Source organism: Chitinophagales bacterium, assembly GCA_013816805.1.
Classification (GTDB): domain Bacteria; phylum Bacteroidota; class Bacteroidia; order Chitinophagales; family UBA10324; genus MGR-bin340.
On the sequence record JACDDS010000001.1, the window covers coordinates 157,083 to 169,547 of the forward strand.

Below are 12,465 nucleotides of genomic sequence, written 5' to 3' on the forward strand. Positions count from 1 at the left end.
ATTGGAACCCCTGTTCTGATTATCGGTAACAAATAAATTTTCCATTTCTTTCACTCCTTTATGAACCTGGAAGCGATTTGCAAAAAAGCAATTGAGGTTGCCCTTACGGCAGGTAAATTTATTGCTGCAGAGAAAAAAAAGTTTAAGCGAAGCAATATTGTAGAAAAAGGCGATCGCAACCTGGTTTCTTATGTTGATCTGGAAGCAGAAAAAATAATTGTGAATGGATTAAGACCGATTTTACCTGATGCAGATTTTATTACGGAAGAGAAAACAATAGTAACCGGAAGCGAATCACTGCGGTGGATCATAGATCCTCTCGATGGTACAACTAATTTCATTCATGGTGTACCAGTATTTTGCGTAAGCATTGCCTTGCAGCAAAATAATGATTTGCTGATAGGTGTAGTATATGAAATTAATCTGGATGAATGCTTCTACGCCTGGAGAAATGGAGGGGCGTTTCTAAACGGAAATAAAATAGCAGTCACGGAGACCAACCTTCTTCGTAATGCGCTTACAGCAACCGGTTTTCCGTATGAAGGATTTGCCGAAATGGACCGCTATTTTTTAACTCTCAAATCTTTGTTTAGCAACAGCCGTGGAGTCCGGCGTATTGGATCCGCAGCAATCGATCTCTGTTATGTTGCATGTGGTCGTTTTGATGCGTTTTTTGAATACAATCTAAACGCCTGGGATGTGGCGGGAGGGGCTCTAATTGTGAGGGAAGCCGGAGGAATGGTAACAGATTTTAGTGGGGGATCAAATTATATTTTTGGAAAAGAAATCATTGCAACAAACCAAAAACTGTACGAGGCATTTAAAAAAGAAGTGACTTTTCCTCCTTCCTAAAATAGCTGCAATACTCAGGCATCGCCTTATCCTATAAATATTTTTATTCTGAAGAATTGCAATTCCTGTAGTGGCAGCCCCTGATGTATTCAGAAATTATACACCATAGAAATACCACTTTCTTTTCCCAGAATCGGAGATAAGACAAGTCGCTCATCACTTACTTTATGAAGGGCAGGAACCAGGTAACCTACTGTGGCACCTACTACATAACCTGCAACTACATCACTGGGAAAATGTTCCCCTGCTTTATAACGTGAGAACGCCACAAAGGCCGGTACTACTGCAGCAGCAGTCCATACATAAGGGGTTAACTTTGAATAAGGCCGGAAATCAGTAAAAATCCTTGCGCCAAAAAAACAGGCTGTGGCAGCAATGGTAGTATGGCCACTAAAAAAGGAATTTTGCTGCCGGTTGCCAAGGCGAACTGAATTCGGAACAGAATCATTAAACGTTAGGGGACGACGGCGATTAATTGCACCGGATGTTATTGAGTAAAGACCGGCTCCAATTGAAAGTGTTTCAAAATACATAGCCAGAATGGTAGGAGCATGACCACTGACCCGCTTATCTATAAATGAAATGAGAGGCAATGACATTGACGTGTACAGTAATACATCACTGGCTACCAAAAAACTTTTATCATGCTGATGAATGGCACTTTTATCGAAAGATGGAATATGATCTATTACCGATTGATTGTTTAAATCCGAAACAATAAGTTTTGCTTTATTTCCATTTAGAACTTGCCCAACAATAATAAGGGCAAAAGAACCTGCAATTACTCCTCCATCAGAGGCTAAATGCATTCGATACAGATTCGGAATAGAAACCTTAGTGTTTCGAATAATTACCGGAACCGAAACTTGTTGTGCAAAGGAAAGATGGAAACCAAGCAGCTCAAAACAGACTATCCATCCAAAGAAAATTTTGTACAATGAGTTTTTAATTTATTGAATAATAGATGATGCAATTTAGCGCTAAGCAATTAACTATAACTAAAAAGTTCAGAGAAACTGCAGTATCTGTCGCAGCTTAATTTCTTTTATTTGTTAATAATTGAAAATGGTCAATTACGAGTCAATTCGACCTGCAGGGTAAGAGAATATGACATGAATTAATCCTTTTCTTCTTTCAAAAAGTTACCGTTAGAATCGAAGACAATATCTTTTCCCTTAACTTCTGCCTCATAGCTTTTCATGCCATTCGCATCGGTAATTTCTGACGCTTCTTTAATTTCTGTTCCGGAATAATTGGCTGAGATATAGGAGGCAACTGCCGCAGGTAACTCTTTAACAGCAATCTCCCTTTCTGTTTCCATCAAAGTTCCATTTGCGTCATATGTAACTGCTGCTTCCATTTTATTAATCTTGTATTCTGCTTCGTAGTTTCCGTCTTCGTTGAACCAAACATAATCTTTCAGGTTTGGATACATTTTATGAAGATTTGAAACAACTGTAGCCGGAACCTGACTTTCTTTTATTTTTTGTGCATCGGCACAACCAGCGAAGCCTGCAACAATTAAAAGCGATAAAATCATTCTCATAATGTAAATTTTTTAGTGTGTAAAATTCAAATATAATTCTGAAGGAATTTTGTATTGCAGAAATATCTTAACAAAATTAAGGCAATGCAAAAGCACTTTTCAAAAGTTCTGTACCTCTTTTAAGAACGAAGAATCAAATAACTTCACTGATAGTATTCACCCCGGCTTACCAGAGGTACAGACCACAACAAACTAAAAAAGTCAGGAAAAAATTACTACTTATTTGTCCCAATCAATTCTTCGCGCTCATTCCCGCCTTGAGTTACAGTAGTCAATATTTGTCCGATACCGGGAGCATACCATTTGTTTTCAACTACTCCCTTTTCCAGCATAGTGATCTCCTGAGTATGGAGGCAGTTATTGTATGTACCAAGGCCAATTGTTACCGTTTCATTAGTGCTTATCACTTTTGCCTGATCTTCGGCCTGGCCAGGAAGCCATTCCTGCCGGTAGGTCTGTCCGATATTGGCAGAAGGATTACTCAACATAGTAACACCTGCTTTTGCGCCATCAACACCAGCAGTAAATGAGCCTGCTGTACTAAAGGTTCCATCTTCCTGAAGGCTTTTAGTGTCTTCTCCAAAATACCACACGTCACCGTTTATATCTTGTGCATAATAGTCGTAGGTGTCTTCAGTAAGCGTCCCTTTTGTGGTAACCACATCATGTATTACTTCACAGCTAATTCCCTCAACAACCTTTACATCATGCGTCGTTGTTACATAGATGTCTTCAACAACGGTGTCATCTACTACGTTTTGATAAAAAAAAGTATCACCTGGTGTTAGCGGAAAATATTGGTTATTAATTCCGACAACAAAGTTCTTAGGATCAATCCAGAACTCCGGGTAGCCTGAAAAACCCGGAGCTAAGGTTCGGGCAGCGGTTTCTGATACAGCATTCGTTGAATCACTTCCTGGAATTAAACTATTTTTTTGACATGATGCCATGATGGCTGTAAGGAAAACCACGATAGCCAGGGTTTTAAAGTTTTGCATGTTGATTAATTTTGCTTTAGTTAAATTATTATTAATTATCCTTCTCTCTTTATCATTTTATAAATGAGACTACTGTTGCAAATTTTAGATGAGATTATGAAGAAATCCTGTAGCCGATTCTTAAGTGAAAAATTGCACTATTATAACTTCACAAAACCATATCTAACCAGTTTTGCATTTTCATCCTGCAACAAGCCAATTTCCGGAGCATATACCTTATACTCTATTTCTCCAGGTTCGAGTGGTGTTGTTTCCTGAATGCGCAAACAGCTTTTAAAATTTCCTGCTGGCACTTCATACGACTCACCTATGCTGATAACTTCTTTTCTATCCATTGCCACTTCAGGAGCAATTTCCTGGAAAAATCGTGAACCGAGTAGAGGTAAGCCAGGCATTTCCAGCCCTGCTTTGTTTTGTTCCCCTGCAATCCACTGTCCTTCGTGATCAGTGATCTTTCCATCTTTGTAAATGTCCACTTCTTCACCGAAGTAATAGATGCTTCCGGTCTCTTTGCAGAACGCAAAGAAGTTTCTTGATTTTTCAATTAAGCTCCCGTTCACTGATTCATCTTCTGTTACAATTCTTGTTTCTACGCTCCCGACCCTTCTTGTTTGGTTGGTTACGGTAATAATGAGGTCCACTTTGTCTTTACCATCCATTCCCTGATACACCATTTGATATCCCGGCTCCAGAATGCTGTAAGTATTTCTTCCCGATGAAACAAATGTGCATTGATCCTGCTGCAGCGTTGTGGTGAACGGTTTCGGATTGTCCTTATCCGGCTGTTGCGCCAAGGTTGTGACTATTGCAGCAAAATTCAACAGGCATGTAAAGAAGATTTTCATGGTTGCTTTCATAGTTTAAAATTTTAGCTGTTAAATGATGGGGGTAAATTTGAAATCTCATTCTAAAGAAATCCTGTCTGCTCTATCTGCTGAATATTTTTTTTTACTTCAAGATTTCTTCAGAATTCCGGATAACCTTTAAACTATTAGTCAAAAAGCCCCTGAACAAATGAGCCGATGAACACCTTGAAAATCTTTGTATTGATATTGTTGCTACCGATAGTAGCCTGGTCTCAATCAGAAGATAATGAGGTAGAGTTAAAAGGTCCTGTTGCTGTGGCGCCCGTTGTTCTTGATTCATTTCAGAAAGCATATCCCGGAATGAAAAATCCTGTATGGGATTATGGTGATGGCTTTTTTGAAGTAGTGTTCAATAAAAACGGAGTTGATATGACAGTGGATTATGATGTATACGGGAGGGTGCAGGAAACAGAATCAGAAATTGGTATTGAATCATTGCCGCAGCAGGCACGGGACTACATTTTTAAAAATTACAGCGCTTTTAAATTGACCAGCGCGTCAAAAATTGTAAGTGCTAACTACGATCTTAATTATGTGGCCCAAATAGGAAAGGAAGGAAAATTCTGGGACATCACCTTTGATCGCAACGGCAAGTTTATGAAGGAGGAAATAGCAGACTAAGATATAAATGCTGAATAGTGAACTTCCAAACTATCAACTAAGCCAATGAAAAAAATGCAAACGTTGTTGCTAAGCATTCTCATAATTTCAGCTACAAAATCATTCGCGCAAACAAGTGGCACTGACTCCACTTCACACTCAATCAACACTGATTCAACTTTACATTCCAGCTATCTCAAAATTTTTATTGATGGAATTCCCGACTGGCAGGATTATGTGAAAGTAAAAATGTGGTACGCTGATTACGTGCGCGATCCAAAACTTTCTCAAGTGCAGGTTGTGATTTCACTTCAACCTACAGCTTCAGGCGGACAGCGCTACTCATTGTTTTTTCTTGGCAGAGAAAGATTCGACGGGAAGAATGACACGCTCTCTTATACAGCCGCGTTGGAGAATACCAAGCGACAAACGCGCGATGAACTTACCAACGTGATCATGATGGGGTTGATGCCCTACTTCGCATTGAATGGTCAGGGAAAATATTTTGGCTTTGAATATACAGATATGCAACAGCGTGCACAGAAATCATTTGACAAGTGGAACTATTGGATTTTTACGCTCGAAGTCAACCCCGACATTGCTGTGGATGCAAGTGGGACCGGCATTGCCGGAGATGCAGTGGTAAGTGCGGCACGTGTTACTGACGACTGGAAAATTCGTTTCACCGGTGATGCAATTATCGATTACAATAGCTTCAAAACCGATACGCTGACTTACAAAAGCACGGAACTTATCAAGCTATTGAATTCTCTTGTGGTGAAAAGCGTGAATGATCATTGGTCCCTTGGTGCTGAAGCCGGATATTACTCTTCCAGTTTCAGCAATATCAGCTCGCAGTTTCAAGCTGCAGTTGGAGGAGAGTACGATCTGTTCCCCTATAATCAATCAGTGAATCACCTGCTCACCTTTCGTTACCGGCTTCAACCGTTCTATACTCTTTATAATGATACTACCATTTACAACAAAACAGGTGAGTTTCTCCTCAACCACATTTTTGACGCAACATATACGAGAGTAGAGCGGTGGGGCAATTTCATATTTGATTTCACTGCCAAGGAATACGTAAACCATCCTGATCAATTTCGTCTCGATATAGTTGGAGCGATAGAAGTTCGCCTTGCGCAGGGTTTATTTCTGAATCTGCTTGGCAACTATTCCTATATCAGGAATCAACGCGACATCAGCAATGTAGGGTTATCACCTGAAGAAATTGTTTTGCAGCACCGGGAACTGCAAACCAATTACAGCTATGGTTTAACAGTTGGTATCAGCTATACTTTTGGAGCCATCTATAATAACATTGTGAACCCGCGTTACGAAAGCGGTATCATCATTGATCCGGAGATAGCTAATATTTTAAACCTCAATCTCCTCGGTCAGAAATAGATTCAAGGTTACCTACTTTTTCGTGCGAGATAATCAGCCATAGCTTCAGCTGATATTTTTATTCTTTTACAGGTATGCCGTCTTCCTTGAATGCCACTCCTTTTTTAAGTTTCCCGTTTTTTATTGCTGCTTCATAAATAGTTCCATTTTTTTCGGTCTGGGTTATATCTGCTTCGGTAATGATCCAACCGGGATATTGTTTCTGAATTGCTTCCGCCACAGCTTTTGGAAATTCACTGGCTTTAATTTCTTTTTCTGTTTCTACCCATTTTCCATCAGAAGTAAAATTTGCAGAAATATTTTCTCCTTTAAATACAAATTCTGCTTCCCACTCTTTTAAACTTTCTTTCCCCCAGTGTAGGTTGGTTGCATTTGGAAATTTTTGCTCAAATGCCTTTTCAACCGGCGCCGGAGCCAGAAGTGGTTTCTTTGCCGGGGGCACAGCTGGTGTTTGTGCAGTGACCGCGCTTGCGAAGCAAGTAACAAAAAGGATATTAATCACTTTTTTCATTTTAGTTAATTGGTTTATAAAATACTATTAAATTATCATTGGTTTTTCACTGAATCTTCATTTAGCAGTCCTCTTTAGGCTGTTGTCCCTGCCTCCGAACTTCCATTCAATACCAGGTCGAAAGAGAACTGCATTGTTATTATCATAGCTTACACCAAAGGACAGGAGAAGTTCTTTTTTTATATAATATCCGTAACCTATTGCACCCACCGTTTCACCTCCTGAAAGTTCTGAGTTACTTGTATTTTGGATTATTCCAACTCCTTCCGGAATATCGGCGCCGCCAAAGGCAGAAGTGTTTCCATATACTTCAGCAAACAGTATGCTCTTTGGTGAAGCTGTGAAAATGGATCCAAATGCATAGTTAAACAGATCTGTTGCACTAACTCCAGGAGGCTTTCCTAGAAATGTATAACTAAGATTGAGGCTGGTAAAAAATTTCCCGGTTGTCTTACTCAAAATTATAAATGGAGTGTAATCAGTTTTTCCAGTTCCAATCAAATTGTTTTTTGCAGTTGGAATTTTCACTTCCCCTGAGATAGAGATAGAAGGTAAAATTCTTTTCTCTGAAACTATTTGATAAAACAATGTTATCTCCAAATCACCAATTCCTTTAGAATGCGGTCCTGTTTTAGGAAGAATACTTGTGAAGCCTACAGGTTCTACCAACAATGTAAATTTTTTAAAGAGCCCATATTCAATTGCCAGAGGTAATGCGGTTTCTGTTCCTTCTTTAGAAGTTTGAAATTCTAAACCCGTTCCCACTTCAAATTGACCAGGTTGTAAGGGTTTTGATTCTTCAGTTTCCAGAACTTGTGCGTGTAGTTTTCCTGGCAGCAATCGAATTACGATTGCAAAACCTAAAATTATATTTCTTGTGGTCATGGCCGTGTTCTGAACAGAGTGCGAAGATTAGACCGTTTACAACGTTAAAAGTTGTATACTGCCAAAATAGAAATTAAAAATAGCTTAGAATTCTGGAGAAAATCTGGAGTATAGTCTCCACTCTTTCTAATACAAATTGTTGAAATACTCGGGGAGATAAACTGTTTTTTTTGACAAGAAGTCATCCACACAGAATATGATGGCTAAAGTTTCAAAGTATTATTTGATCTTCTGTAAAAAAGAAGCAGACTTAAAAAACTAAAAACATGCTTAAAATGATATGGTAATGGTATGAATGTTTTTATTTGAGATAAATTCTATATCCATATTGTAGCTCATGCAAATCTTTTTTACTAAGGCAAGGCCCAAACCCAGTGAATCTGAAGCCGGATTGTTTTTAACAAAGCGTTCAAATAATTTTTCAGGAGAAATTTGTAATGCTGATCCTGAATTACATATTTTAAATTGTTTCTGCTGAATAGCAATAGTTATAAAGCCGCCTTCATTATTATGCTTGATGGCATTGCTCAGTAAATTATCAAATAGCAAATCAGCCAACGAAGCGTTCATATCCAGACAGGCTTTATTATCAAACTGCATGGTAACTGTAATTTTTCTTTGTTGAATTAACTCCTCCAGAGAACTTAGTTTATTTTCTAATAAAGATGTAAGATCAATGTGTTCGGATCCGGTAAACTGATAGTTTTCAATTTTGGTGAGGGTGAGCAAAACAAAGTTTAACCTTGAAAGGCGTGAGACTGCCTCATTAATTTGCTGTAATGAATGCATTTGATCTTCAGAAATAGTATCAGACTGAATAAGTGTTTCAATCTTTCCGCGAATAATAGAAAGTGGTGTTTGAATTTCATGAGAAGCATTCTCCGTAAATTGTTTTAACCGGCTGTAATCACTGTAAATTCTTTTCGTCATTGTATTTAAGGACTGGTTGAGCTCTTCAAATTCCTTAATACCTGTATGTGAGAATGACGGCCTGGTTTCCTTAATCAGATTAAAAGATTTCAGCTTATCGAGGGTATCATTAAAAGAAGACCATATATTTTTTGCTGTAAGGCGGTTTATAAAATAAAAGACTGCAAACAGAGTAGTAATAAAAATGAGCATATATATTAAGATGCTGGTGATTAAATCATCAGCTTCAAACTGCGACTGGCTTACAGAAATGCAATATGGTTCATCTTTAAAAGGCAGCAAAAATGAAAGCTGGCGATAGGGTACATTTTCCTGTTCTTCAATGTCATAGATAAGCGTGTCTTTTAATTGTTCTGTAACTTTTTCTCCCGGTTTCACTTTTCTTACTTCAAGACGATTACCTGCAAATGATTGTGCAACCGGTAATTCACCATTTTGCTGCACAAATTCGATAATCCTCGTTTTTGCATCAGTCACATTTTCATCAACCTGGCAATAAATAACATATCTCAGTAAAAAATAAAAGAGATAGCTGCACAAAACAAACAGGATAACTGAGGTGAATAAAAAATTACGGTTGATCTTTGTAAGCAGCTTCATATGTGAAATTTATAGCCGATGCCATAAATAGTTTCTATATAGTCTTTCCCTTCTCTGTCCAGTATTTTTTTTCTCAGATTTTTTAAATGAGTGTAGATAAAATCGTATGAGTCAACCGAATCAATCTGGTCACCCCACAGATGCTCTGCAATCGCTTCTTTTGTAAGTACGCGGTTCTTATTGGATATAAAAAACAACAGTAAATCATACTCCTTCTTAGTGAGGGTGATCACGTCTTCATTTACCGTAACGGTAAATTTTTCCGGAAAGATTTTTATTTCTCCTGCGGTAATTTCTTTTTCTCCTTCAAAATTTCTCCTTCTTATAAGAGATTTAATGCGGGCATTTAATTCAGAAAGATGAAATGGCTTGGTTATGTAATCATCTGCGCCCAGATCTAAACCGGAGATTTTATCGTCCAGTGAATTTTTAGCAGAAATAATGATGATACCAGTTTTTGTATTCGTTTTCCTGAAGTCCTTTATAAGACTTAAACCGCTGCCCCCTGGCAATGTAATATCCACAACAATGCAGTCATATTGATGAAGGCTAATTTTTTCATCACCGCTATAGAAATCGGTGGAAGCGGCTACTACGAACCCTTCCTTGCTTAAATACTGAACAATGGATTCAAGCAGTGCTTTTTCATCTTCAATAACCAAAACCTTCATATACACAAGAATTTTTAATGGTTTATGAAAGTCACTTAAAATTTAAGACCGGTCTTCTTCAACCAAAAGGCTGGTATAGGTTTTTATAGCTTTCAATGCCAGCGCTGCGGAAGCAACTAAAACAAATGCTATCAGTACAGGCTTATCTGCACCAAATTTTCCGTATCGTTTATAGAATATAAGACTGTCTATATAAAGGTAGCTGATACTTGCAGAAAGCCATCCGGAATATTCACGCCTCAGAACTGTTTTCAAGGAAAATCCTGTATCGGGTTTTGTGTAATGATGGCTTGAAGGAAGGAATGCCGGTACACGGCTTGCCCAGGTAATAAACTGATCTCCGAATTTTTTTTCCAGAAACTGTTCTTCTGCATACATAATTCTTTCATAGTACATCCAGAAAATGCAGATTGAAATTACTATTAACGCAATATTCACAGAATAAATCATAAGGCCGCACCAAACTAAAAAATTAGCAACATATAGGGGATGCCTTACACAGGAGTACATACCGGAGGTATTAAGATGTTCCGCAATCTGGCATTCTATATTTCTGCCTGACGTACCCTTTGGAGTGGTAGCCACCACCTGGGCACGTATTACAAATCCTGCCACTGTAAATAGCAGAGATACAAGATCAATAATGGTGAGTTCTATATCACTTTTATAATTATAACTTGTGGTGAGAATAAACGGAGTAGCAATTATTAAAAGAAGGATAGGAAGCTGACCACGGTGCCTGAAAAGCCAGTCACCCTCTGACTTCAATTGATTCCTAAGGTTCAAAATGGAAATTTAATAACTGATCTTTTTGATCAGGGACAAGATATATTGAGATTCTGAAGGAAAACTGAAGGATGTGCAGCGACTTTGCAAGCTCTAATTAAGCCGCTCATCGTCCACCTGCTCCAGCCAGTTTTTGACATCACTTACCACTTCATTTAGGGTAGCCTCTTCAAATGGTGATTTCAAATTTGCAACTTTAACCAATTCAAGAAAAGATTTGCTTCCGCCTTCCCTGCACAAGCGAATATAATCACTCATTGCAGCTTCCTTGTCTTCCTCAGATTTTTTCCAAAATTGGTATGCACAAATCTGAGCAAGGGTATAATCGATGTAATAAAAAGGATGTTTGTAGATATGTGCCTGGCGATGCCAAAAACCACCTCCCTCTAAATACCTGCTCCCATCGTAATCACGGTGAGGCAGATATTTTTTTTCAATTGCCCTCCAGGCAGCATTACGCTCTAGAGGCGTGGCTTCCGGATTCTCGTAAACAAAATGCTGAAATTCATCTACAGAAACCCCATAAGGTAAAAAGAGCAATGAATGACTCAAGTGTGCAAACTTATATTTATCGGTCTGCCCATCGAAAAATAAATTCATCCATGGCCAGGTAATAAACTCCATGCTCATAGAATGGATTTCAGCAGCCTCAGATGTAGGAAAAAAATATTCTTCCAGTGCTAAATGTCGGCTGCAAAAGGTTTGGAATGCATGACCTGCCTCATGCGTCAGTACATCGATGTCCTGTGAGGTACCATTAAAGTTGGAGAAGATGAAAGGTGCACGCATTTCGCTAAGGAAAGTGCAATAACCTCCGCCCGCCTTATTAGGTTTATTAACAAGATCCATCAACTCATTATCCATCATAAAACGGAAAAACTCCCCGGTCTCGTCCGAGAGCTCAGAATACATTTTTTCTGCATTCCCGATAATCCAATCAGGCGATCCCTTGGGTTTTGCATTTCCTGTAGTAAAATCGAGCGGCTCATCATAATGCAGAAGTTTATCCAGATTTAACCGCTTACGCTGCCGTTCCTTAAGATCGCTTGCTATCGGGACAATTTTTTTCTCTATTAAGTTACGAAAATGCTCCACCATGCCCGCATCATAATCTGTCCGATACATTCGCATATACCCAACCGTCAGAAAATTTTTATAGCCAAGCTTCAATGCTATTGTATGCCGAACCTTGACAAGCTGATCAAAAATATTATCTAACTGCGAGGCGTGTTCAATAAAAAATTCCTCCGTCTTGTGGTGTGCAGCTTTTCGTATGTGCCGGAATGTAGAAACCTTATAGGGAACCATTCCTGACAGGTTCAATTCTTTTCCGTCGAAATCAATAGAAGCGGACGCAATTAATTTTGTATATTCAGTCGAAAGTTCATTTTCTCTCTGAAGTTCTTCAATAATAGAAGTGCTGAAAATCTTCGTAGTCAGGTTTGCAATTTGGAAAAGCTGCTTTCCATATTTTTCTTCCAGCAATGTCCGAAATTTCGAGTTCAGTAAGCTTTTATAAAATTCCGTTACCAGGTTAAGATATAATGGTTGGTGGTTGTCAAAATAGTTCTGCTCCTGCTCATAAAAAGAATCTGAAGTATCGATGGTGTTTCGAATGCTTGCAACATTGCTCATGGTTTCGAAACGTGATCTAAGAACGTATATCTGATTAATAATATCTATCTGTTCTTCAACTGCCCCGGAATGGTTAAACCGCGCTAAGAGGGTTTCCATTTTTCCCTTTAACTCCACTAAATCAGGCCGTTCATAGCTGATCTGACTGAATTTTGTACCAGAACTATTCATACGGCAA

General features: G+C 38.6%; 13 protein-coding genes. 3 read left to right on the top strand and 10 right to left on the bottom strand.

The window, feature by feature from the left end; genetic code table 11:
* Positions 1-60 precede the first annotated feature (60 nt).
* Complete coding sequence (locus H0W62_00775) at positions 61-852, top strand: inositol monophosphatase (GenBank protein MBA3647079.1); 792 nt, start codon at positions 61-63, stop codon at positions 850-852.
* Positions 853-941: 89 nt separating this feature from the next.
* Here the strand turns inward: H0W62_00775 and H0W62_00780 are convergent, their stop codons facing one another.
* The 4 genes from H0W62_00780 to H0W62_00795 form a co-directional block, all read right to left on the bottom strand.
* Complete coding sequence (locus H0W62_00780) at positions 942-1,790, bottom strand: phosphatase PAP2 family protein (protein ID MBA3647080.1); 849 nt, start codon at positions 1,788-1,790, stop codon at positions 942-944.
* A gap of 179 nt (positions 1,791-1,969) precedes the next feature.
* Positions 1,970-2,398: a PepSY-like domain-containing protein gene (locus tag H0W62_00785; protein MBA3647081.1), complete on the bottom strand. Its 429-nt coding sequence runs from the start codon at positions 2,396-2,398 to the stop codon at positions 1,970-1,972.
* Positions 2,399-2,613: 215 nt separating this feature from the next.
* On the bottom strand, positions 2,614-3,396 hold the full coding sequence (locus tag H0W62_00790) for a hypothetical protein (protein MBA3647082.1): 783 nt from the start codon (positions 3,394-3,396) through the stop codon (positions 2,614-2,616).
* A 140-nt stretch (positions 3,397-3,536) separates the two neighbouring features.
* A complete protein-coding gene (locus H0W62_00795; GenBank protein MBA3647083.1) occupies positions 3,537-4,253 on the bottom strand; it encodes a hypothetical protein in 717 nt (238 codons plus the stop codon).
* Positions 4,254-4,418: 165 nt separating this feature from the next.
* On the opposite strand from H0W62_00795, the gene H0W62_00800 reads away from it, so the two are divergent.
* Together H0W62_00800 and H0W62_00805 are read left to right on the top strand one after the other, a co-directional pair.
* The gene (locus H0W62_00800; GenBank protein ID MBA3647084.1) at positions 4,419-4,883 is read left to right on the top strand and encodes a hypothetical protein; all 465 of its coding nucleotides are present in this window, start codon (positions 4,419-4,421) and stop codon (positions 4,881-4,883) included.
* Between the two features lie 45 nt (positions 4,884-4,928).
* Positions 4,929-6,269, top strand: a complete 1,341-nt coding sequence (locus H0W62_00805) for a hypothetical protein (protein ID MBA3647085.1) — start codon at positions 4,929-4,931, stop codon at positions 6,267-6,269.
* A gap of 58 nt (positions 6,270-6,327) precedes the next feature.
* On the opposite strand, the gene H0W62_00810 is transcribed toward H0W62_00805, so the two are convergent.
* The 6 genes from H0W62_00810 to H0W62_00835 form a co-directional block, all read right to left on the bottom strand.
* Positions 6,328-6,780 (bottom strand): PepSY-like domain-containing protein, encoded by a 453-nt coding sequence (locus H0W62_00810; GenBank protein MBA3647086.1) that lies wholly within the window; start codon positions 6,778-6,780, stop codon positions 6,328-6,330.
* A 57-nt stretch (positions 6,781-6,837) separates the two neighbouring features.
* The gene (locus tag H0W62_00815) at positions 6,838-7,665 is read right to left on the bottom strand and encodes a hypothetical protein (protein MBA3647087.1); all 828 of its coding nucleotides are present in this window, start codon (positions 7,663-7,665) and stop codon (positions 6,838-6,840) included.
* A 270-nt stretch (positions 7,666-7,935) separates the two neighbouring features.
* On the bottom strand, positions 7,936-9,195 hold the full coding sequence (locus tag H0W62_00820) for a HAMP domain-containing histidine kinase (GenBank protein ID MBA3647088.1): 1,260 nt from the start codon (positions 9,193-9,195) through the stop codon (positions 7,936-7,938).
* Positions 9,192-9,866 carry a response regulator transcription factor gene (locus H0W62_00825; protein MBA3647089.1) on the bottom strand — a complete coding sequence of 225 codons (675 nt, stop codon included), beginning with the start codon at positions 9,864-9,866 and terminating at the stop codon, positions 9,192-9,194. The genes H0W62_00820 and H0W62_00825 overlap by 4 nt, the downstream gene beginning before the upstream one ends.
* Positions 9,867-9,908: 42 nt before the next feature.
* On the bottom strand, positions 9,909-10,652 hold the full coding sequence (locus tag H0W62_00830; protein ID MBA3647090.1) for a DUF1295 domain-containing protein: 744 nt from the start codon (positions 10,650-10,652) through the stop codon (positions 9,909-9,911).
* Positions 10,653-10,745: 93 nt separating this feature from the next.
* On the bottom strand, positions 10,746-12,458 hold the full coding sequence (locus tag H0W62_00835; protein ID MBA3647091.1) for a M3 family oligoendopeptidase: 1,713 nt from the start codon (positions 12,456-12,458) through the stop codon (positions 10,746-10,748).
* Between the last annotated feature and the right edge of the window lie 7 nt (positions 12,459-12,465).